Source organism: Shinella sp. NM-101 (assembly GCF_021401195.1).
In the GTDB taxonomy this organism is placed as follows: Bacteria; Pseudomonadota; Alphaproteobacteria; order Rhizobiales; family Rhizobiaceae; genus Shinella.
The window spans coordinates 221,979-242,597 of record NZ_JACBFT010000004.1; the positions used below are offsets into that span (position 1 = coordinate 221,979).

Genomic DNA, 20,619 nt, shown 5'->3' on the forward strand with positions numbered 1-20,619 from the left:
TCAGAACTCCAGCAGCGCTTCGATCCGGGCGCGGATCGTCGCGACCGAGGGCACGGCATGGTCGAGCAGCGCCGGATTGTGCGGGCTCGGTATGTCCGGCATGGTGAGGCGCGAGACGGGCGCGTCGAGGTCCATGAAGGCTTCGTTCGCGACGACGGCGGCGATCTCCGCGCCGAAGCCGGCGGTGCCGAGGTCCTCATGCACGATGAGGCAGCGCCGCGTGCGCCGCACGGAGGCGAGCACCGCCTCCCGGTCCCACGGCATCAGCGTGCGCAGGTCGATGACATCGGCGGAAAGGCCTTCCGCCGCCGCCTCGCAGCGATGCACCATCGCCCCCCAGGTGACGAGCGTGATCTTGTCGCCGCGGCGGGTGAGGCTCGCCTTGCCGAAGGGCAGGGCATAGTCGTCGCCCGGATAGGGCCGGCGGGCGGAGGCATGGTCCAGCATGGCGCGGTGTTCGAAGAAGATCACGGGGTCGTTGCCGCGAAGGCCGGTGCGCAGGAGGCCCACCGCGTCGGCGGCGTTGGAGGGCACGGCGACCTTCCAGCCGGGCTGGTGCACGAAGGCGACCTCGTTGGTCTGGCTGTGCCAGGGATCGCCGCACTTGAAGTAGCCGCCGGGCATGCGCAGCACCATGGGCGCGGCGAAGCGGTTGTTGGTGCGCCAGCGGATCGTGCCGCAGTCGTTGATCTGCTCGGTGGCCGGCTCGGCATATTTGCGGAACTGGATTTCCGGTACGGGCATCAGGCCCGCCAGCGCCATGCCGACCGCCCGGCCGACGATGCCCTCCTCCGAGAGCGAGGTGTCGAACACCCGCGCGCGACCGAACTTCTCCTGAAGGCCGAGCGTGACGGCATGCACCCCGCCCTTCGGCCCGATGTCCTCGCCGAACAGCACGATGCGCTCGTTCACCGAAAGCTCGTGCTCGAGCGTGCGGCGGATGGCGGTGACCATGTTGATGCGCTGGCCGTCCGCCTGCGGCACGTCGGTGGTCCGCGGCGCGGGGTTGGCGTGGCGGGCCGGCCCGCCCATCGCCTGCATCTCCCCCTCGAAGAAGACATGCCGCGTCACGGTTTCGGGCGCGGCCGCCAGCCGCGCCTCCGCGGCGATGCGCGCGGCCTCGGCGACCTTTCGGGCCTCCTCGCCGGCCGCCTGCCATTCCGCCTCGCTCAGCACGGCCGGCACGACATGCTCCTTGAGGCGGGGCAGGGGATCGCGCGCCCATTCGCGGCGCACCGTCTCCTCGCTCTTGTAGGCCTGGGTGTCCTGGAAGGAGTGGCCCTGCAGGCGCGGCACGGCAAGGCGCAGCAGCGCGGGCGCGCGGCGATGGCGCACATGGGCGACGGCCTCTCCGGTCAGCCGGGCGGCGGCGGCCGGGTCGGTGCCGTCGCCCTCGAAGATTGTCAGGTTCTTCCAGCCCGAGAGGTTGGCCGCGATGTTGCCGCCGGGGGTCTGGAGGACGGAGGGCACCGAGATGCCGTAGCCGTTGTCCTCGATGTAGAAGAGCATCGGCAGGGTCTCGGTGGTCGCGATCGTCAGCGCGGACCAGAAGCCGTTGGACGCGACCGAACCGTCGCCGCCGAGTGCCACGGCGATGCTGTCGGCATGGTCGGCCCTTCCCAGCACCTCGGCATGGTATTTCATCGCCTGCGCCCAGCCGGCCGTCGGGGTGTATTGCGTGCCGACGCCGCCGCACATCGGCAGGGCGCAGGCGCCCTCGGGGTTCGGGTGGTTGAAGACGACGCCGATGTCGCGCCCGCCGGAATAGCCGCCGGCCCGACCCATGGCCGAGCCGAGCGCATCGGCGGGATCGACGCCGAGCGACAGCAGCAGCGGACGGGAGCGGTAGTAGCCGCAGGCCGCGTCATGCCGGCCGGTGAGGCGAAGGCCGAGCAGCACCTGCGCCATGTCGTGGCCGCGGGCGGAGAACTGGTAGAGCACCTTCTTCTCCGGCACGAGGCGGGTTTCCTCCATCTCGTCGAGCGCGCGCGACAGGTGCACGAGCCGGGCGACGCGTTTCCAGTCCACCGCCTCGTCCGGTGCGTGCCTGACGACGGGTTTGAGAGCAGCCTGCGCCATGGTTTCCTCCCGCATGATGTCTCTTCGGGAAAATTGTAGAACGTCAAGCGCGAAAAGGCGTTTCAAACAGACCGCGATTTACGGTAGAAATGAAACGAGCGTTTCAACATTACGAGTTTTATGATGAGTTCAGTTCATCTGGATGCCGTCGACCGGAAGATCCTGAAGGTCCTGCAGCAGCGCGGCGACATCAGCCATGCGGCGCTGGCCGAGGAGGTGGGCGCCTCCAGCGCCTCCTGCTGGCGGCGGATCAAGGCGCTGGAGGAGGCCGGCGTGCTCGGGCCGACGGTGCGCCTGCTCGATCCCGACCGCATCGGTCGCGGCCTCAACGTCTTCTGCCAGGTGCGCATGAAGACGCACGATCCCGCCGCGCGGCGCGATTTCGAGCGCTTCGTGCAGCGCCACGAGGAGGTGCTGGAATGCTATTCCATGTCCGGCGAATGGGATTATCTCATCCGCGTCGTCGTCAAGGACGTGAAGGACTACGAACAGCTCCTCATGCAGGCGATCCTGACCCATGAGGCCGTCGCCAACTCCTCCTCGCATTTCGCGCTGAAGAGCGTGAAATACACGACCGAGCTGCCGCTTTGAGGCGCTGCCGGGCCGGTCAGAAGTTGTAGCCTTCGGAAATGTCGCGCTGGAGCGCCTCGTTGGCGGCCCTGGCGTCTTTCGCCACGATCGCGTCATAGACGTCCCTGTGGTTCTGCGCCGAGCTCTGGAAGAGCGCCTCGTTGGGGACGGAGCGGCGGACCGATGGACCGATATGCATCCACAGCGGCTCCAGCAACTGGCCGATGAAGGCAAGGCGGCTCATCTGCGCGATCATCATGTGGAAATGGTAGTTGGCCTCCAGGAAGAGATCGATGTCGTTGATCTCCGCGGAGCGGCAGATGTCGGCGACATAGTCCTTCAGCTTCGCGAGTTCCTCTTCCGTCCGGTTCTCCACCGCGCGCTCGAGGGCGGCGCTTTCCAGGATCGAGCGCAGGGTACGGATGTCCTCCAGCTCCTTGGTGCTGAAGATCGGCACCATCATCGTCCTGTTCGGCGTCGAGACCACGCTGCCGACGCTCTCCAGCCGCTGCAGCGCGTCTCGGACCGGCATGAGGCTTGTGCCGAGGCTCTTGGCCAGGCCGCGCAGGGGAAGCTTCTGCCCGGGGGTGAAGCGTCCCATCATCAGGTTGCGCTTCAGCATGTCGTAGATCTGCTCGTGCAGCATGTCGCGGGATACGGGCGACAGTTCCGGCGCAAGCGCCCCACCATGGGCGGTGTCGTGGCTTGTCATAGGCTCTCCCTTTGCGTGCACCTGTCATAACACCGAGCAGGCCGCTTGACACCAAAAACATGAAAAGGCATGGTGATTTTGTTATAACAGTAGACAAGATCGATCGCGCGGGGTTGCGCTGCCGGCGGCAGGCGCCAGCACCGCGCCACCGGTTTCCCGAACGGCCATCCGCAAGGGTGGCAGGACAACATGCTTGCGGCGGATCCTTCCGCCGCCGGGGTTCCGCGCTGGCGGAAAAGCCCGAAGGAGAAACAGACCATGAGCGGCACGCTCTCCAATTCGCTGGCCCATGCGGACATCACGACGACCCTGCATCCCTATACGGATGCCCGCGCCCATGAGCGCCAGGGCCCGATGATCGTCGACCACGGCAAGGGCATCTACATCTACGACGACGCGGGCAAGGAATATATCGAGGGCCTCGCGGGCCTCTGGTCGGTCGCCATCGGCTTCGACGAGCCGCGCCTCGTCAAGGTCGCGGCCGAGCAGATGGCGAAGCTCCCCTATTACCACACCTTCAGCCACAAGTCGCACGAGCCCTCCATCCGCCTGTCGGAGAAGATCGTCGAGATGACGCCGGAGCCCTTGACCCGCGTCTTCTTCACCAGCTCCGGCTCGGAAGCCAACGACACCATGATCAAGATGGTGTGGTACATGAACAACGCGCTCGGCCGGCCGCAGAAGAAGAAGTTCCTCGCCCGCACCCGCGCCTATCACGGCATCACGGTCGCCTCGGGCAGCCTGACGGGCCTGCCGAACAACCACCGTGACTTCGACCTTCCGGCGATCCCCGTCCGCCACCTGACCTGCCCGCATTACTATCGCTTCGGCCAGCCGGGCGAGAGCGAGGCGCAGTTCGCCGACCGCCTGATCGCCGAGGCCGAAGCCGTGATCCTCGAGGAAGGCCCGGAAACCATTGCCGGCTTCATCGGCGAGCCGCTGATGGCCGCGGGCGGCGTCATGCCGCCGCCGTCCGGCTACTGGAAGGGCATCGAGGCGCTCTGCCGCAAATACGACATCCTGCTCATCGCCGACGAGGTGATCTGCGGCTTCGGCCGTCTCGGCACGACCTTCGGCTGCGAGCATTACGGCTTCACGCCGGACATCATGGTCATGTCCAAGCAGCTCACCTCGTCCTACATGCCGCTTGCCGCCGTCGTCTTCACCGAGGCGGTCTATAATGCGATTGCCGACAACACGGCGAAGATCGGCACCTTCGGCCATGGCTTCACCGCCTCCGGCCATCCGGTCGCGACTGCCGTCGGCCTGGAAAACCTCAAGATCATCGAGGAGCGCGACCTCATCGGCAATGCCGCCCGCATGGGCGCCATCTTCCAGGCGCGCCTTGCGGAACTGGCCGATCATCCGCTGGTCGGCGAAGTGCGCGGCGCGGGCCTCATCGCCGGCATCGAGATGGTGGCCGACAAGGAGACGCGCCGTCCCTTCGCCGCTGCCGGCAAGGCGGGCGCCCGCGCCTTCGCGGCCGGCCATGAGCATGGCCTGATCGTCCGCGCCATCGGCGACGTCGTCGCCCTCTGCCCGCCGCTCATCATCAACGAGGAGCAGGTGCACGAGACGGTCGGCCGCCTGCGCAAGGCGCTTGACGACACCGCCAGGTGGTGCACTGAAGAAAACCTGAATTGAGACAAAGGGGCGCCGCATCGATCGCGGCGCCCCTTTCACGCCCGACCTGGAGACCTATCCCATGAAGACCTATTCGATCGCGCTCATTCCCGGCGACGGCATCGGCACCGCTGTCACCGAAGCCGCCTTTGCGGTTCTCGAAAAGGCGGCGGCGGGCAATTTCAGGCTCTTGGGCACGACCTTCCCGTGGTCCTGCGCCTTCTACAAGGAGACCGGCACGATGATGCCGGAGGACGGCATCGCGACGCTGCGCGGCTTTGACGCAATCCTGCTCGGCGCGGTCGGCTGGCCGGCCGAGGTTCCCGATTCCGTTTCCCTGCACGGCCTGCTGCTGCCGATCCGCAAGGCCTTCGTGCAATATGCCAATATCCGCCCGCACCGCCTGCTGCCGGGCGTCGAGGGCCCGCTGCGCGCCGAAGGCTTCGATATCCTGTGCATCCGCGAGAACACGGAAGGCGAATATTCCGGCGCCGGCGGACGCGTCCATCAGGGCACGGCGGACGAGGTGGCGGTGGAGACCTCCATCTTCACCCGCACGGGCGTCGAGCGCATCCTGCGCTTCGGCTTCGAGAAGGCGCGCGCCCGCAGCGGCAGGCTCGCCTCCGTCACCAAGTCCAATGCGCAGAAATATTCGATGGTGTTCTGGGACGAGATGACCCGCAAGCTTGCGGCCGAATATCCGGACGTCGAGGTCACCAGCTATCACATCGACGCCATGGCCGCCCGCATGGTGATGGCGCCGGAAAGCCTCGACGTGGTCGTCGCCTCCAACCTCTTCGGCGACATCCTGACGGACCTCGGCGCGGCGATCCAGGGCGGCCTCGGCTTCGCCGCCTCCGCCAACATCAATCCCGACCGCAGCGCCCCCTCGATGTTCGAGCCGGTGCACGGTTCGGCGCCCGACATCGCCCATCTCGGCATCGCCAATCCCATCGCCGCCATCTGGTCCGGCGCGATGATGCTCGACCATCTCGGCGAGCGCGAGGCCGCCGCCCGCGTCATGGCCGCCATCGAGCGCACCACAGCGCGCGGCATCGGCGTCAGGCCGGGCAAGGACAGGACGGAGGCGATTGCCGCCGCCGTGCTGGCGGCGCTCGATTGAGGCGGTTCAGATCGGCTCGGGGAAGGGGCATTCCAGCCTGACCGCCCAGGGGCGGATGTCGCCGACGATGGTCTCGATCAGCCCCACGCCGTTTTCGAGCTGGTCGCGCTTGCGGGCGAGCGAGCGGTCTCCGGGAATGCGCACGGGGTCGTGCCCCGGCGCGACCGCGCTTGCCCGGCATCGTTCGGCAAGCCGCCCCATTTCCTGCTCGAAGGTCGCGCGGCCGGCGAAATGCGCGGGGTCGATGGCCTGCACGAAGACGCCGTTCGCCTCGCTGTCGCCGGTCTGCGAACCGCGGCCGAAGCCGCCGAGCGCGCCGGAGAGTGCTTCGGTGAGGAGGGCAAGGCTGAAGCCCTTGTAGCCCTGTTCGGTGCCGCCGATGGGCAGGATACCGCCGCCCCGTTCGACGAATTCGGCGGGATCGTCCGTGACCCTGCCGTCCTGCGCGACGATCAGGGGCGCCGGCAGCGTCTGGCCGAGCCGGTAGCTGCGGTTGAGCGGTCCCAGCGCGGACATCGCCGCCGTCGTGTCGATGAGGATGGGGTCCCGGTCCGTCGGGATGCCGGCGGCGATCGGATTGCAGGAAAAGACCCGGCTCAATCCGCCATGCGGCACCACCACGGCCTCGGTCGGCGTGCTGGCGGTGATCGTCACCATGATGCCGCGCCGGGTCGCCCGCTCCAGATAGCTCGCAAGGCAGGCGATGTGCTGCGCCCGGCGGACGACGACCGTGCCGGTTCCCTCCGCCGTCGCGATGTCGCAGGCCCGGTCCACGGCCTTCGCGGTGATCCATGGGCCGGGCAGGAATTCGGCATCCCACACCTCGCTGCCGCGGGATGCGCTGAGGACCGTATGGTCGCCCTCCCGGCGCGTCTCGCCGCCGAGCAACCATTCGACATTCGCCGGCAGGCGCTGCATGCCGTGGGTCGAATAGCCGAGGAGGTCGGCTTCGAGGAAGAGCGAGGCGACGGTTTCCGCCCGTTCGCGCGCAAGGCCGGCGCGTTCGAGCAGCCGCGCGGAGAAGGCCATGAGGTCCGTGTAACGGTAGCGTTGCATGGTCGTCTCCTTCGCGGCTGTCGCTGGCGCGGTGCTAGTGCAGGATCTGGCTGAGGAAGAGCTTGGTGCGCTCGTGCTGCGGGTTGTCGAAGAACGCGGCCGGCGCATTCTCCTCGACGATCTGGCCCTGGTCCATGAAGATCACCCGGTTGGCGACCTGGCGGGCAAAGCCCATTTCATGCGTCACGCACAGCATGGTCATGCCTTCCTCGGCGAGCGAGACCATGGTGTCGAGCACTTCCTTCACCATTTCCGGGTCGAGCGCCGAGGTCGGCTCGTCGAACAGCATGATCTTCGGCTTCATGCAGAGCGAGCGGGCGATCGCCACGCGCTGCTGCTGGCCGCCCGAGAGCTGGCCGGGATATTTGTGCGCCTGCTCGGGGATCTTGACGCGCTCCAGATAGTGCATGGCCGCCGCCTCGGCGTCCTTCTTCGGGATCTTGCGCACCCAGATCGGCGCGAGCGTGCAGTTTTCCAGGATCGTCAGGTGCGGGAAGAGGTTGAAGTGCTGGAACACCATGCCGACCTCGCGGCGCACCTCGTCGATCTTCTTCAGGTCGTCGTTGAGCTCGATGCCGTCGACGACGATGCGGCCCTTCTGATGCTCCTCCAGCCGGTTGATGCAGCGGATCATCGTCGACTTGCCGGAGCCGGAGGGTCCGCAGATGACGATGCGCTCGCCCTTCATCACCGTCAGGTCGATGTCCCTGAGGACATGGTACTCGCCGTACCACTTGTGCATCTTCTCGATCCTGATCGCGATATCGGTCGCCGAGACCTGCATCTTCGCGGTGTCGGCATGAAGATCGCCGGCACGTATGACATTTTCGCCCGCCATCCGAGCATCCTCCTGTCTTGCTGCGCGCGCCGTTCCGGCCGCGCCGTTGATCTTATTCTCCGCCGCCATGGGCGGGTCGCACGCTCATTCGTCCGCGCCCTGGAAGGCATCGGCCAGGATGCCGAAGCAGTTGACGACATCGGACACGACCGCCTTGCGCGCGGCGGCCGCGTCGCCGGACGCGATCGCCGCGAAGGCCGTCTCGTGGTCGGGAATGGCATCGGTCAGCTTGCCGGGCTCGGCCTTGGCGAGGCGCACCGAGGGCCCCATGCGCAGCCAGAGCGGCTCGATCATGTCGCGCAGGATCGGCGAATGGCTCATGTCCGCGATATGCAGGTGGAAGCGGGCATTGGCGCGCAGGAACCGGCTGGTGTCGTTGGCCCGGGCCGCCTCCTTCATCGCGTCGAAATGGACGCGCAGGCCCGCAAGGCTCTCGGCGGTCGCGCCGCGTGCCGCGCGGGCGGCCGAAAGGCCTTCGAGGGCGACGCGGATGTCGCGGATTTCCGTCAGCTCCGCAATGGTCAGGCGCGGCACGACGAAGGTGCGTTCGAGGCGCAGCGCGCCGAGGCTTTCGAGCTTCTGCAGCGCATCGCGCACCGGAACGACGCTCGTTCCGAGGGCGGCGGCGAGGTTCCTCAGCACCAGCCGGTCGCCGGGGCGGAACTCGCCGATGATCAGCTTCTCCTTGATCTGCTGGTAGATCTGCTCGTTGAGCGTATCCTGGACGAGGGTCCTGTAGGTCTGCATCGACCCGCCATCCGCCGGCGCGTGTTTCCTGCCTTCCATGCCTAGTGCTTCTCGTTGGCGAATTCCCGCTCGAGGCGGCGGGAATGCAGGGAGAGGATGAAGCAGAAGACGAAGAAGGCGCCGCCGACGACGAGGTAGGCCTCGCGGTAGAAGCCCAGCCACGCGCCGTCGGCGATCGCCCCGCGCGCTCCGCCAAGCACGTCGATGAGGCCGATGATGCTGATCAGCGTCGTGTCCTTGATGGATTCGATGAAGGTGTTGATGATCGCCGGCAGCGCGATGCGGAAGGCCTGCGGCAGCACGATGAGGCGGGAGATCAGGCCGCCGGAAAGGCCGAGGCTGTGGCCGGCCTCCGACTGGCCGCGCGGCACGGCTTCGAGGCCGCCGCGGATCGCTTCTGCCAGATAGGCCGCCTGGAAGAGGATCAGCGCCACCTGCGCGCGCAGGATGTTGTCGATCAGGTTGCCGCCGGGCAGCAGGAAGGGCAGCATGGTCGAGGCGATGAACAGCACCGCGATCAGCGGCAGGCCGCGCACGATCTCCACATAGAGCGAGCAGAAGCGGCGGATGACGGCGGCCTTGGAGCGACGGCCGAGCACGATCAGTACGGAAAGCGGCAGGGCGAGCACGATGCCGAAGGCCGAAAGGCCGACGGTGAGCGGCAGGCCGCCCCAGCGGCTGGTGGAGACCGAGGGAAGGCCGAGGACGCCGCCGCCCATCAGGATGAGGCTGATCACCATGACGGCGATCCAGGCGAGCGCCAGCGGCGGCTTCCAGAAGCGGCGGAAGCCGCTGAGGATGAGGATCGCGAGCACCAGCACGACGGCGAGCGTCGGGCGCCAGTACTGGTCGGCCGGATAGCTGCCGAAGAGGATGATGTGGTAGCGCTCGTGCAGGAAGGCCCAGCAGGCGCCCGCCGCCGCCCGGCAGGTCTCGGGCGAGGCCTGCCCGAACACCGCATCGGTGACGGCCCAGCGGTAGAAGCGCGCAAGCAGATAGAGGAGGCCGCCGGTGATCGCCACCGTCAGCAGGGCATGCGGCCACGGATGGAAGTACGGGCGCAGCCGGCCGGCGAGGCCGCCATTGGAGGGGCGGGGGAGGGCCGCGGTAATTTCGCTCATGACTTCACCAGTTGCGCGCGCTTTTCCAGCCAGCGGATGACCGCGGAGGTCACGAGGCTGAGCGACAGGTAGATCAGAAGGTAGATGGATACGGTCTCGATGGCCCGGCCGGTCTGGTTGAGCGCGGTGTTGCCGACGGAAACCAGGTCCGGATAGCCGATGAGCACGGCGAGCGTCGTGTTCTTGATGGCGTTGAGATACTGGTTGGCGAGCGGGGGCAGCATGAGCCGCATCGCCTGCGGGGCGAGCACCAGGTAGAGGGTGAGGAGCGGGCTGAGGCCGAGCGAGTTGGCGGCTTCCGACTGGCCCTTCGGCAGGGCAGCGAGGCTGCCGCGCACGATCTCGGCGATGAAGCCGGAGGTATAGAAGGAAAGTCCCACCAGCATCGCCAGATATTCCGGCGTCATGCCCATGCCGCCGCGGAAGTTGAAGCCCATCAGCGTCGGTTTCTGGATCTCGCCCCAGCCGAGCGCATAGACGACGACGCCGACGAGCGCGGCGGCCGAGAGGAAGAGGCCGCCGGTCGCGGGCCGCGGGAAACGGCCCGTCTCGTTGCGGCCGCGCACCATGGCGCGCCAGAAGAGGACGCCGCAGGCAAGGGCGAGCACGGCGACGGCGGCGAGGACCGGGCCGGCATCGCCGGCAAGCACCGTCGGGATGTAGAGGCCGCGGCTGGAAATGAAGACGGATTCGCCGAAGGTCCAGGCCTGGCGCGGCGGCGGCAGGACGCGCACGGCGGTGGCGCAGACGACGAGGATGAGCAGCAGCGGCGTGTTGCGCGTCACCTCGATATAGGCTTTCGCGAGGGCACGGAGCTGCGGATGGGCGGTGCGCCCCGCAAGGCCGATCAAGACGCCGAGCAGGGTAGAGAGCACGATGGCGGCAAGCGCCAGCTTGACGGTGTTGAGCAGCCCGACGAGCAGCGCCCGGAAATAGGTGTCGCCCGAACCGAAGGAGATCAGCGACTCGCCGATCGGGAACGACGTGGCGCTCCACAGGAAGCCGTAGTCGATGGTGATGCCGCGGGCGGCGAGGTTGGACGCAAGATTGTGCGACAGCCACGCAAGAACTGCGATGGCTGCCGCGACAAACAGCGCGTTTTGAAGGCGCTCGCTACGCATCAGCGCAAGGGTGCTGCGTACATGAGGCCGCCCTTCGTCCACAGGTCGTTGAGACCGCGGTCGAGCTTGAGGGGCGAGGCCTTGCCGAGGTTGCGCTCGAAGCTCTCGCCGTAGTTGCCGACGGACGAGACGATCTTGACGACCCAGTCTTCGGAAAGGCCGAGGTCCTTGCCGTTGCCCGGCGTCGTGCCGAGGAGCTGCTTGACTTCCGGATCCGGCGAGTTCTTGGCGAGGTCGTCGACATTGGCCTGGGTGATGCCGAGGCGCTCGGCCTCGACGAGGGCGAACATGACCCAGCGCGCGACGAGGAAGAGTTCTTCGTCACCGCTCTTCACGGCCGGCGCATAGGGCTCCAGCGTGATGAAGTTCGGGAAGATGATGTAGTCGTCGACATTGCCGTTGCCGGCGCGCGAGCCGGCGAGGTTGCCGTAGTTGCCGCCGAAGGCGTCGCAACGGCCGCCGAAGAAGGCCGCGTCGAGCTGTTCCCAGGCGCTGAGGACGAGCGGCGTGTAGTTGAGGCCGCGCGACTTGAAGAAGTTCTCGGTGTTCACCTCGAAGGTCGAGCCCTGCAGGATGCAGACGGTGGCGTCAGCAAGCTGGTCCGGGCTGTCGACGCCGAGCGACTTCGGCACCATGAAGGTGTAGCCGTCGAAATAGTTCGGCGAGGCGAAGCGCGCGCTCTGGGCGCCTTCGCGGTTGAGCGTGGTCGTCGTGTCGTGCGCGAGAACGTCGATCTCGCCGGAGGAGAGCAGGACGAAACGCTCGGAATAGGAGGTCTGGCGGTAGGTCACCTTGGAAGCGTCGCCGAGGATGGCGGCAGCCATCGACTTGCAATAGTCGATGTCGATGCCGGCGAGCTCGCCATTGGCGGCCGGCGCGGAGAAGCCCGGAACGGCCTGGCCGACGCCGCAGACGAGGTTGCCGCGAGCCTTGATGGCGTCGAGCGTCGCGCCGGCCTCGGCGGTGCCGGCAAAGGACATGGCGCCCATCAGCGCGCTCGCGCAGGCGAGAGCCCCCAGTTTCAGTGAAGTCGCAAGTTTCATGTATTTCCCCTTTTCATGCGCATTCAGGTGAGGCCCGCAGGCACCATTGCCGGCGGGATGGACTTCCGGCCGCCGTCAGGCCGCCGATTGGGTGATGCAGACGTATTTGAGCTCGAGGAATTCCTCGATCCCGTATTTCGAGCCCTCGCGGCCGATGCCGGATTCCTTCACGCCGCCGAAGGGCGCGACCTCGTTCGACACCAGGCCCTCGTTGACGCCGACAATGCCGGACTCGATCTTCTCGGCGACCCGCCACATGCGGTCGAGGTCACGGGTGAAGATGTAGGCGGCAAGGCCGGAGGCGGTGGCGTTCGCCGCCTTGATGACGCTCTTCTCGTCGGAAAAGCGCTGGATCGGGGCGACGGGGCCGAAGGTCTCCTCGCTCTCGAAGAGCATGGTGGCGTCGACATCCGTCAGTACGGTCGGCTCGTAGAAGGTCTGGCCGAGTCCGTGGCGCTTGCCGCCGGTGGCGACCTTGGCGCCCTTGCCGAGCGCGTCGGCGACATGGCGCTCGACCTTCGTCAGCGCCGCCTCGTTGATCAGCGGGCCCTGCTGCACGCCGTCCGCAAAGCCGTCGCCGACCTTGAGCGCGCCGACCGCCGCCGAAAGGCGGGCGACGAAGGCGTCGTGGACGTTTTCATGTACATAGATGCGGTTCGGGCAGATGCAGGTCTGTCCGGTGTTGCGGAACTTCGCGTTGATGACGCCCTGCACGGCGACGTCGAGGTCGGCGTCGTCGAAGACGATGAGCGGGGCGTTGCCGCCGAGCTCCATCGCCACCTTCTTCACCGTGTTGGCCGACTGCTCCAGAAGCAGCTTGCCGACGCGGGTGGAGCCGGTGAAGCTGATCTTGCGGACGATCGGGCTTGCGGTCACCTCGCCGCCGATGGCCGTCGCGTCGCCGGTGACGATGTTGAAGACGCCCTTGGGGATGCCGGCGCGCTCGGCAAGCTCGGCGAGCGCCAGCGCCGAATAGGGCGTGAACTCGGAAGGCTTGACGACGACCGCGCAGCCGGCGGCGAAGGCCGGGGCGCATTTGCGGGTGATCATGGCCGAGGGGAAGTTCCACGGCGTGATGGCGGCGACGACGCCGATCGGCTGCTTGAGCACCATGATGCGCGACTGGGCACGCGGGGCGGGGATGAGGTCGCCATAGGCGCGCTTCGCCTCTTCGGCGAACCACTCCACGAAGGAGGCGGCATAACGGATTTCCCCCTGGCTTTCGGCCAGCGGCTTGCCCTGCTCGGCAGTCATGATGGCGGCAAGGTCGGGAAGGTTGGCGACGATCAGGTCGAACCAGCGGCGCAGCACGACGGCGCGGTCCTTGGCGGCGAGCGCCGCCCAATCATGACGGGCCTCTTCCGCGGCCTCGATGGCGCGGCGGGTCTCGGCGGCGCCCATGTTCGGCACGGTGCCGATCTCAAGGCCCGTCGCCGGGTCGACCACCGCCACCACGGCGCCGCTGTCGGCCTCCGCCCATGCGCCGTCGATATAGGCACGCTCGCGCAACAGCGAGGGGTCTGCAAGGCGTTCGGCAAGGGGGCGTGGCGAAAGTTGGTGCACGGTCATGGATCGGATTCCTGTTCACTCCGGGTTCTGTCGAGTGTTATAACACACATCAGATTTCAAACTGTCAAGACGCAATTTCCCGTGCCGGCCGGTGGCATCCACAGGGTGCTGTGAACGGGTGCGACGGTCGAAAACAGGTGCGAAGATCGCGGTACGTGCGTCCGCATCGGTGATAGGCTAGGATGGGATCGGATTGGCCAGCAGCAGGGAGGCAGGCATGGTTGACGCGGGAATGATGGCGCAGATGGCGGGCAGGGAGGGCTTCATCGCCGCCCTCGACCAGAGTGGCGGCTCCACGCCGGGCGCGCTCCGCAACTACGGTATCGCCGATACCGACTATAGCGGCGAGGAGGCGATGTTCCGCCTGATGCACGAGATGCGCGTGCGCATCATGACGGCGCCCGCCTTTTCCGGCGACAAGGTGATCGGCGCGATCCTGTTCGAAAAGACCATGGACGGCGAGGCGGGGGGCAAACAGGTCCCGGCCTTCCTCTGGGAGGACCGCGGCGTCGTGCCCTTCCTCAAGGTCGACAAGGGCCTTGCCGGCGAGGAGAACGGCGTCCAGCTCCTGAAGCCGATGCCCGGGCTCGACGACCTGCTCGCCCGCGCGGTGAAGAAGGGCATCTTCGGCACCAAGATGCGCTCGGTGATCGCCAATGCCGACCGCGCCGGCATCGCGGCCGTGGTGAAGCAGCAGTTCGAGATCGGCCGGCGCATCCTCGGCCACGGGCTGGTGCCGATCATCGAGCCGGAAGTGTCCATCAAGAGCCCGACCAAGGCGGAGGCCGAGACGATCCTGCTGGAGGCGATCCTGCAGGAGCTCGACGCCCTGCCTGCCGGCGAAAGGGTGATGCTCAAGCTCACCCTGCCCACCGTCGCCGACCTTTATGAACCCCTGGTCGCCCATGCGGCGGTCGTCCGCGTCGTCGCCCTTTCGGGCGGCTACAGCCGGGCGGAGGCCTGCGAGAAGCTCAGCCGCAACCACGGCATGATCGCCAGCTTCTCCCGCGCCCTCACCGAGGACCTGAAGGCGACGATGAGCAAGGCCGAGTTCGACGCCAGCCTCGCCGGCACGATCGACGAGATCTACAGGGCGAGCGTCGAGAAGGCGTGAGGGCAAGGCGCCGTGGCTTGCCGCGCACCGTCGCGGGCGGGCCACGGCGGTGTCGGCCTGCCCGGGGCCGATCTCGCGGCCCGCGCCTCAGTTCGGGATCAGCCGCTCCATGACGGCCTTGAGTTCGGCGGCCACGGCGAAGCTGTCGTCCTGGTGCTGGCGCCTGCAGAAGAGCTCGCAGCTCCACCAGCCCCGGTAGCCGGTCGATCGCACGGCGTCGACCCATTCCCTGAGGTCAAGGACGCCCCGGCCCGTGGGCACGTCCCGCAGCACCGGCTCGTTTGGTATGCCGCCGGTGAAGGGCAGGGAATCGCAGAGATGCACGCCGTAGATAAGCTCCTTGTCGAGCCGCGAGATGCGCTCCGGCGTGTCGCCGGATGTATAGGAATGCCAGAAGTCGATGACGATCCGCACATTGTCCCGCTTGCAGAGGTCGAGGATGCGTCGTTGGGCATCGAGCGTGTTGAGCGGCGTCCAGGACAGCGCCTCCAGATAGACCACCAGCCCGTGGGCGGCGGCGATGTCCGCGACTGCCTGGAGGTTGCGCGCGGTAAGCTCGGTCTGGTCCGCCTCCGGCAGGTCGATGAGCCCGCGGTAGAGGCCGGGATGGCGCGCGGCGGCATCCGGCTCGAACACCCTGATGTCGAGCGGCCCGGTGATGGCTTCGATCCCTTTCGCGCCGGCCGCGACGGCGAGGCCGCAAAGCGCCTCCGCCTCGCGCAGCATCTGCGCGCGTCCGTCTCCCTGGCGTTCGAGATCGATGAGGAAGCCGATGCCCGGAAGGAAAAGGCCGTCGAGGCGCTCCTTCAATTCGCGCTCGGTGAAGCCGGCCTCCAGGAACGCGGCGATCTTGGCGCCGGAGGTTTCGAGGCCGTCGAAACCGAGGCGTCTTGCGATCGCGATATCCATCGCAAGGCTGTTGGGCCTTGAGGCCATCGAATGGAAGATGAGCTGGTTCTGGAGCCTGGTCATGGGGGCGAACCTCGTGTGAATGTCTGGTTTCTTCAGCGCGTGCGGATGGATGCGGGGCGTTTCTGCTGGGCAGCCCTCACCGCCTCGGCGGTGCGAAGCGCCATGACATTGTCCTCTCCGACGGACATCCAGCCCGCGGGCTTCTGCGGCAAGGCGATGAAGGCTTCCACCGTCGTCACATGCTGGTCGCGGTCGCGGATGGGGATGAGCTCGTTGCGCCCGTTCAGCCGCCGGACGAGGGCGCCGGATCCCTTGCCGCTGAGCGTCCCGTGGGCGAGGAGGGTGCCGCGATCGCCGGCGAGCATGACGATGCTGTCGAATTCCGCGGTCGTGAAGCTCTCGTAGGACTGGAAGATCGCCCCGCCGGACATCTCGATCGCATAGGCCTGCTGTCCCGCGCCGTTGCCCGGCGGCACGGCCGGGAGCGCGGAAACGGCAGCCGGCTCTTGGCCGGTCAGGAAACGCGCGAGGTCGATGCTGTCGACGGACATCTCGAAGAGCGCGTCGCCGTGGTCCGTTTCCTCATCGGGATGGCGGTTCGGCGGCGGCTGGAAGGGCGCGCCGCGCGCGATGAGAAGCGATTGCAGGGTACCGATCTCGCCCTCCTGAAGCAGGCGGCGCATGGTCTGGTGCGGCGACAGGGCACGGAAGGGCTGGTTGAGGGCGAGCACGATGCCCGCGTTCCTGCACGTCTCGGCAAGGGTGGCGGCGATGCGGCTGCTGGCGGCGATCGGGCCGTCGCAAAGAACATGCCGCCCCTCGGCCGCCGCCGCCTGGATATAGTGCCTGCGGCGATCCCGGGCGGCGCTGACATAGGCAAAGCCGACGCGGGGATCCTGCAGGGTCCGCCGGGCGTCGACGGAGATGCCGGGGATTTCCATGTCCTGCGAGAAATGCGCGGCATATTGCCGGTTGCGGCTGACGGCCCACAGCGGCCGGTGGCCCGCCGCACGGATTGCCGCGACCATGTGCTCGGTCGCGATCGTGCCGGTGCCCATGACCGACCACCCGGCCTCTCCTGTCGAATGCACCGTGGATCCTCCTCTTCTTCACCCGGAGATTGCCTGCGCGCGCCGTCCGCCACAACTTCGCAGATCATTGAAGTCATTAGCGACATGAAGTAATTCTAGCGTCACAATGCGTCACTCATCGGGGGCTGGAATGGAACATATGGGAAGGGACGGGGCCGCATTGGCAGCCAATCTCAGGACGCTCTGCGAGCAGCACGGATCGGTCGCGGCGGTGTGCCGCAAGATCAACGTCAACCGGCAGCAGTTCAACAAGTACCTGTCCGGCGCCCATGTGCCGTCGACCGCGAACCTTCGGATCATCGCGAACTACTTCGGCCTCAGCGTACAGATGCTTTTCACCGATCCCGAGGAGTTCCGCACGCTCGTCGAGGGCAATTTCTTCCACGCGATGGCGACGGCCCGCCAGTTGCCGGAATTCTCGCGCTTCGTCTCCGACATGATCGTAGAGAACAACAGCGCCGATCACGACGACATCGTCGGCGTCTACGACCGCTACCAGTTCTCCTCGATCTACAAGGGCTTCGTGTTGCGCTCGGCCTTCTGCATCTACCGCAACAAGGAGTTCCTCCAGCACTATTACGTCGAGCGATTCCCGAGCTTCGACAATCCGAAGAAGACCGAATACGTCTTCAAGTACTACGGCTTCTGCTTCCCGGTGGCCGACCGGCTCTTCACGGCGGATTTCGAGGGCATCCAGTCGAACGAGCTGACCTTCGGCGTCTATGCGCAGGTCAAGCGCAACGCCAAGAAGTTCATGTTCGGCATTTCCAGCGGCATCGCCGAGACGGTCTTTCGCCAGCCCTATTCCACCAAGGTGGCGCTGCACTATCGCGGCCCCGGGCTCCTGCGCCGCGATCACCTGAAGGACCTTACGGTGCTCGACCGCAACGACCCCGCGATCCCGCGCGAGGCGCTGCAATATCTCGGCGACGGCTCGGACATGATCCAGATGAGCTGACGACCCCCTGCCGCGTCAGGGGTGCAGTTCGACGGCGAGCCACAAGCTGTCGGTATCCGCGTAGTAGCGGTGCCAGGGATAGGTCCATCGGTTCTCGCCCGTCACCCGGCAGAAGGGATCGTGCGAATAGCCGATCGGCATCACGACGTCCTCGTAGAGCGTGGCGGCGTCACGCGCCGTGAACTTCTGCATGCGCCCGAGCCCGTGGATCTGCGTATGCGTTTCCAGGAACGGGTGCTCGTTGTGGATGAAGCAGTCGGTATTGCCCGGCGACCACCAGAGATTGAGCTTCAGCGTGAAGACCTGCGGCGCTTCCGCCCTCGCGCGCTCGTTGGTGAAGACGCGCGGGTCGAGGGTCACCGTGCCGATCTCGTCCTGCGCCGAGATGTAGAGGGGCGTATCGCGCGGAAAGCTGCGGATGCGGTTGCCGAGCCAGTCCCAGCCGCGGAACATGCAGCCGCCGAGATTGGTGGGGTTGACGACCTTGATGATCGCCGCCCGCTCCGCCGAACGGATGCGGCCGCCCTTCAGCCATGTGGATTTCCAGGCCGGCACGATGGCGGGGTGCTCGTCGCCCGTCACCATCGGGGAGGGGCTGATATTGACCACGACGGCGTCCGCCACGTCGTAGTCGACCACGTTCTCAACCAGCGTTGCGGAAATGAAATCGTCCGCGAAGGCCAAATCTCTGCTTAGGTTCTGCACGGCGGCGTCCCTGTTGTCTGAAAGTGCCCTGAGAAAGCCATAGCGCGCGCTTGCGAAAAAGTGCGCGCCGCAATTAATTTGTTCGCGTAATGACGCGACGCCAGCTTCACTTTGCGAAGTGTGCCTCCCGTCAGGCCGTTTTCCGCCCGCGGTTCCGCCGCGGCGCGGGGTGCCGCAAATCGGCCCCTGTGGCGGCGGTGCGGCCGGCGCGGCCGCGATCCATGAAGCAGAACTGCTTTGGAAGTGCGTCATCCCGCGTCAGTGTTTCGATGGCTGCGAACTTGCGGTCGCACCCCGCCCCAACGAAGAATGAGCCCATCGCTGGAAGTCGTGCCGAGGGGACGATCTTTCCGCTCCGAGAGAACACGATTTCAGAGGGTCGATCACATGAAACTGACAGGTGGCCAAGTCGTCGCGAAAGCGTTGAAGGAATACGGCGTCGAATATGTGGCGGGCGTGCCGGGCCACGGCATCTGGTCGCTGTTCGACGCCTTCCTGCAGGAAGGCTCGGAAATCCCCTTCATCCAGGTGATGCACGAGCAGAGCGCGGTTCACATGGCCGACGGCTACTATCGCGCCTCCGGCAAGCCGATGGCCTGCTCGACCTCGGTCGGCCCGGGCGCGGCCAACACCATCATCGGCCTTGCGACCGCCTATTGCGATTCCACCGCGCTCTTCTACGTCTCCGGCTCGCCCCAGACCTACATGCACGGCCACGGCACCATGCAGGAACTGGAGCGCCAGCAGGACAACGCCTTCCCGCGCATCACCGAGCAGGTGACCAAGCGCGCCTGGCAGGCCAATTCGGTGCAGGTCCTCCCAAGCATCATGCACCGCGCCTTCAGCGAACTGCTGACGGGCCGCCCGGGTCCGGTTCATGTCGAGGTCCCGATGGACGTCCAGGTCGAGGCGGCGGATGTCACCATCTATCCGCTCGGCAAGCGTCTGCCGGTCGGCGTCGCCTATCCGGATCCGAAGGCCGTCGAGGCGGCGCTGAAGGTTCTTCTTGCCGCCGAGCGCCCGGTCATCGTCGCCGGCGGCGGCGCGATCACGGCGAACGCCTCTGCCGAACTGACGCGCCTTGCCGAAAAGCTCGGCGCCGCCGTCTCCATCACCTGGAACGGCAAGGGCGCGATTTCGGAAGATCATGCCCTGTTCATCGGCGCCGTCGGCCAGACCGGCACGACCTGCGGCAACAAGATCACCGCGTCGGCCGACGTCGTCGTCTCGGTCGGCTGCCGTTTCACCGACTGGTCGGCCTCGTCCTACGCCAAGGGCGTCTCCTTCTCGATCCCCTCGGCCAAGCTGATCCATATCGACCTCGACCCGCGCGAGATCGGCAAGAACTACGAGACCGAGGTCGGCATCGTCGCTGATGCCAAGGTGACGCTGGAGGCGCTGCTCTCGCTGATTTCGGACACGGACTCGCAGAAGATGCTCGCTCGCCGCGAACCGTTCCTCGCCGACGTGCAGAAGTCCAAGGCCGACTGGCGCGCCCAGGTCGAGCCGCGCGAGAACAGCCGCGAGACGCCCTTCACCTCGCAGCGCCCGCTGGTGGCGCTGCGCAAGGTGCTCGACCGCGACGGCATCGTCGTCGTCGGCTCGGGCAACACGCAGGGCTCGGTCAAGCAGAGCTTCCCGGTCTACGAGCCGCGCACGCACCTGACCTCCGGCTCCTATTCGCCGATGGGCTGGGCGGTGCCGGCTGCGATGGGCGCCAAGCTCGCCTGCCCGGACCGGCAGGTCGTGGCCATCGTCGGCGACGGCGACTTCATGATGTCGCTGCCCGAGATGGGCACGGCGGTCATGAACGGCATCAATGTCGTCTTCCTGGTGCTGAACAACCAGGGCTACATGTCGATCCGCGGCGGCATGCGCAAGTTCATGGGCCGCCATATCGCCTCCGAGTTCAACCATCACGCCGGCAACGGCGCGCCCTATTCAGCCGACATCGCCGCTTCCGCCAAGGCCTTCGGCCTTCAGGCCTGGAAGGTCGAGAAGGACGAGGATCTCGAAAGCAGCCTGAAGGCGGCGCTCGAATGCGGCGGCCCGGCCCTCGTCGAGGTCATCGTCTCGCGTGACGCCGCCGGCCCCTTCGCCACCGGCTGGTGGGACTTCCCGTCGCCGGCCTACTACGAGAAGGAACAGGCGGCCTACGCCGAGATGCGCGCCCGCGAACAGCACCTCTAAGCGAACCTGCGGGGGAGGCGCCGCCTCCCTCGTCCCCCTCCCAAGCC

At 66.8% G+C, this 20,619-nt stretch carries 18 protein-coding genes; 6 read left to right on the forward strand and 12 right to left on the reverse strand.

All coding sequences use genetic code 11. From position 1 onward, the window contains the following. Positions 1 to 2,079, reverse strand: a complete 2,079-nt coding sequence (locus L0976_RS10410; protein WP_234187230.1) for a transketolase C-terminal domain-containing protein — start codon at positions 2,077 to 2,079, stop codon at positions 1 to 3. Between the two features lie 120 nt (positions 2,080 to 2,199). On the opposite strand from L0976_RS10410, the gene L0976_RS10415 reads away from it, so the two are divergent. Then, the gene (locus L0976_RS10415; protein WP_234187231.1) at positions 2,200 to 2,670 is read left to right on the forward strand and encodes an Lrp/AsnC family transcriptional regulator; all 471 of its coding nucleotides are present in this window, start codon (positions 2,200 to 2,202) and stop codon (positions 2,668 to 2,670) included. A 16-nt stretch (positions 2,671 to 2,686) separates the two neighbouring features. On the opposite strand, the gene L0976_RS10420 is transcribed toward L0976_RS10415, so the two are convergent. After that, a complete protein-coding gene (locus L0976_RS10420; RefSeq protein WP_234187232.1) occupies positions 2,687 to 3,361 on the reverse strand; it encodes a GntR family transcriptional regulator in 675 nt (224 codons plus the stop codon). A gap of 258 nt (positions 3,362 to 3,619) precedes the next feature. On the opposite strand from L0976_RS10420, the gene L0976_RS10425 reads away from it, so the two are divergent. Further along, positions 3,620 to 5,005 (forward strand): aspartate aminotransferase family protein, encoded by a 1,386-nt coding sequence (locus tag L0976_RS10425; RefSeq protein ID WP_234187233.1) that lies wholly within the window; start codon positions 3,620 to 3,622, stop codon positions 5,003 to 5,005. Positions 5,006 to 5,066: 61 nt separating this feature from the next. Next, a complete protein-coding gene (locus L0976_RS10430) occupies positions 5,067 to 6,107 on the forward strand; it encodes a tartrate dehydrogenase (protein ID WP_234187234.1) in 1,041 nt (346 codons plus the stop codon). A 6-nt stretch (positions 6,108 to 6,113) separates the two neighbouring features. Here the strand turns inward: L0976_RS10430 and L0976_RS10435 are convergent, their stop codons facing one another. The 7 genes from L0976_RS10435 to L0976_RS10465 form a co-directional block, all read right to left on the reverse strand. Continuing rightward, positions 6,114 to 7,163: an Ldh family oxidoreductase gene (locus L0976_RS10435; RefSeq protein ID WP_234187235.1), complete on the reverse strand. Its 1,050-nt coding sequence runs from the start codon at positions 7,161 to 7,163 to the stop codon at positions 6,114 to 6,116. A gap of 34 nt (positions 7,164 to 7,197) precedes the next feature. Beyond that, the gene (locus L0976_RS10440; RefSeq protein WP_203320247.1) at positions 7,198 to 8,001 is read right to left on the reverse strand and encodes an amino acid ABC transporter ATP-binding protein; all 804 of its coding nucleotides are present in this window, start codon (positions 7,999 to 8,001) and stop codon (positions 7,198 to 7,200) included. Positions 8,002 to 8,085: 84 nt separating this feature from the next. Further along, on the reverse strand, positions 8,086 to 8,748 hold the full coding sequence (locus tag L0976_RS10445) for a GntR family transcriptional regulator (RefSeq protein ID WP_234187236.1): 663 nt from the start codon (positions 8,746 to 8,748) through the stop codon (positions 8,086 to 8,088). Between the two features lie 41 nt (positions 8,749 to 8,789). Next, on the reverse strand, positions 8,790 to 9,869 hold the full coding sequence (locus L0976_RS10450; RefSeq protein WP_234187237.1) for an amino acid ABC transporter permease: 1,080 nt from the start codon (positions 9,867 to 9,869) through the stop codon (positions 8,790 to 8,792). Next, complete coding sequence (locus tag L0976_RS10455; protein WP_234187238.1) at positions 9,866 to 10,990, reverse strand: amino acid ABC transporter permease; 1,125 nt, start codon at positions 10,988 to 10,990, stop codon at positions 9,866 to 9,868. Before L0976_RS10455 ends, L0976_RS10450 begins: the two co-directional genes overlap by 4 nt. After that, positions 10,990 to 12,033 carry an amino acid ABC transporter substrate-binding protein gene (locus L0976_RS10460; RefSeq protein ID WP_234187239.1) on the reverse strand — a complete coding sequence of 348 codons (1,044 nt, stop codon included), beginning with the start codon at positions 12,031 to 12,033 and terminating at the stop codon, positions 10,990 to 10,992. The genes L0976_RS10455 and L0976_RS10460 overlap by 1 nt, the downstream gene beginning before the upstream one ends. Positions 12,034 to 12,108: 75 nt before the next feature. Beyond that, positions 12,109 to 13,602, reverse strand: coding sequence for an NAD-dependent succinate-semialdehyde dehydrogenase (locus L0976_RS10465; RefSeq protein ID WP_234187240.1), 1,494 nt, complete (start codon positions 13,600 to 13,602; stop codon positions 12,109 to 12,111). A 217-nt stretch (positions 13,603 to 13,819) separates the two neighbouring features. On the opposite strand from L0976_RS10465, the gene L0976_RS10470 reads away from it, so the two are divergent. Next, on the forward strand, positions 13,820 to 14,716 hold the full coding sequence (locus L0976_RS10470; RefSeq protein ID WP_234187241.1) for a fructose bisphosphate aldolase: 897 nt from the start codon (positions 13,820 to 13,822) through the stop codon (positions 14,714 to 14,716). Positions 14,717 to 14,803: 87 nt separating this feature from the next. On the opposite strand, the gene L0976_RS10475 is transcribed toward L0976_RS10470, so the two are convergent. Both L0976_RS10475 and L0976_RS10480 read right to left on the reverse strand, forming a co-directional pair. Beyond that, positions 14,804 to 15,688: a sugar phosphate isomerase/epimerase gene (locus L0976_RS10475; RefSeq protein ID WP_234187242.1), complete on the reverse strand. Its 885-nt coding sequence runs from the start codon at positions 15,686 to 15,688 to the stop codon at positions 14,804 to 14,806. 32 nt (positions 15,689 to 15,720) lie between these two features. Further along, positions 15,721 to 16,719, reverse strand: coding sequence for a Gfo/Idh/MocA family protein (locus L0976_RS10480; protein ID WP_234187243.1), 999 nt, complete (start codon positions 16,717 to 16,719; stop codon positions 15,721 to 15,723). 130 nt (positions 16,720 to 16,849) lie between these two features. Here L0976_RS10480 and L0976_RS10485 point away from each other — a divergent pair, with 130 nt between their 5' ends. Then, a complete protein-coding gene (locus L0976_RS10485) occupies positions 16,850 to 17,677 on the forward strand; it encodes a helix-turn-helix transcriptional regulator (protein ID WP_234187244.1) in 828 nt (275 codons plus the stop codon). Positions 17,678 to 17,692: 15 nt separating this feature from the next. On the opposite strand, the gene L0976_RS10490 is transcribed toward L0976_RS10485, so the two are convergent. Beyond that, positions 17,693 to 18,382, reverse strand: coding sequence for a hypothetical protein (locus L0976_RS10490; RefSeq protein WP_234187245.1), 690 nt, complete (start codon positions 18,380 to 18,382; stop codon positions 17,693 to 17,695). Positions 18,383 to 18,769: 387 nt separating this feature from the next. Here L0976_RS10490 and L0976_RS10495 point away from each other — a divergent pair, with 387 nt between their 5' ends. Further along, on the forward strand, positions 18,770 to 20,572 hold the full coding sequence (locus L0976_RS10495; RefSeq protein ID WP_234187246.1) for a thiamine pyrophosphate-binding protein: 1,803 nt from the start codon (positions 18,770 to 18,772) through the stop codon (positions 20,570 to 20,572). The last annotated feature ends 47 nt before the right edge of the window (positions 20,573 to 20,619 follow it).

Coding starts and splice junctions, on each gene's coding strand:
- L0976_RS10410 (WP_234187230.1), bottom strand. CDS start 2,079: ATGGCGCAGGCTGCTCTCAAACCCGTCGTCAGGCACGCACCGGACGAG.
- L0976_RS10415 (WP_234187231.1), top strand. CDS start 2,200: ATGATGAGTTCAGTTCATCTGGATGCCGTCGACCGGAAGATCCTGAAG.
- L0976_RS10420 (WP_234187232.1), bottom strand. CDS start 3,361: ATGACAAGCCACGACACCGCCCATGGTGGGGCGCTTGCGCCGGAACTG.
- L0976_RS10425 (WP_234187233.1), top strand. CDS start 3,620: ATGAGCGGCACGCTCTCCAATTCGCTGGCCCATGCGGACATCACGACG.
- L0976_RS10430 (WP_234187234.1), top strand. CDS start 5,067: ATGAAGACCTATTCGATCGCGCTCATTCCCGGCGACGGCATCGGCACC.
- L0976_RS10435 (WP_234187235.1), bottom strand. CDS start 7,163: ATGCAACGCTACCGTTACACGGACCTCATGGCCTTCTCCGCGCGGCTG.
- L0976_RS10440 (WP_203320247.1), bottom strand. CDS start 8,001: ATGGCGGGCGAAAATGTCATACGTGCCGGCGATCTTCATGCCGACACC.
- L0976_RS10445 (WP_234187236.1), bottom strand. CDS start 8,748: ATGCAGACCTACAGGACCCTCGTCCAGGATACGCTCAACGAGCAGATC.
- L0976_RS10450 (WP_234187237.1), bottom strand. CDS start 9,869: ATGAGCGAAATTACCGCGGCCCTCCCCCGCCCCTCCAATGGCGGCCTC.
- L0976_RS10455 (WP_234187238.1), bottom strand. CDS start 10,990: ATGCGTAGCGAGCGCCTTCAAAACGCGCTGTTTGTCGCGGCAGCCATC.
- L0976_RS10460 (WP_234187239.1), bottom strand. CDS start 12,033: ATGAAACTTGCGACTTCACTGAAACTGGGGGCTCTCGCCTGCGCGAGC.
- L0976_RS10465 (WP_234187240.1), bottom strand. CDS start 13,602: ATGACCGTGCACCAACTTTCGCCACGCCCCCTTGCCGAACGCCTTGCA.
- L0976_RS10470 (WP_234187241.1), top strand. CDS start 13,820: ATGGTTGACGCGGGAATGATGGCGCAGATGGCGGGCAGGGAGGGCTTC.
- L0976_RS10475 (WP_234187242.1), bottom strand. CDS start 15,688: ATGACCAGGCTCCAGAACCAGCTCATCTTCCATTCGATGGCCTCAAGG.
- L0976_RS10485 (WP_234187244.1), top strand. CDS start 16,850: ATGGAACATATGGGAAGGGACGGGGCCGCATTGGCAGCCAATCTCAGG.
- L0976_RS10495 (WP_234187246.1), top strand. CDS start 18,770: ATGAAACTGACAGGTGGCCAAGTCGTCGCGAAAGCGTTGAAGGAATAC.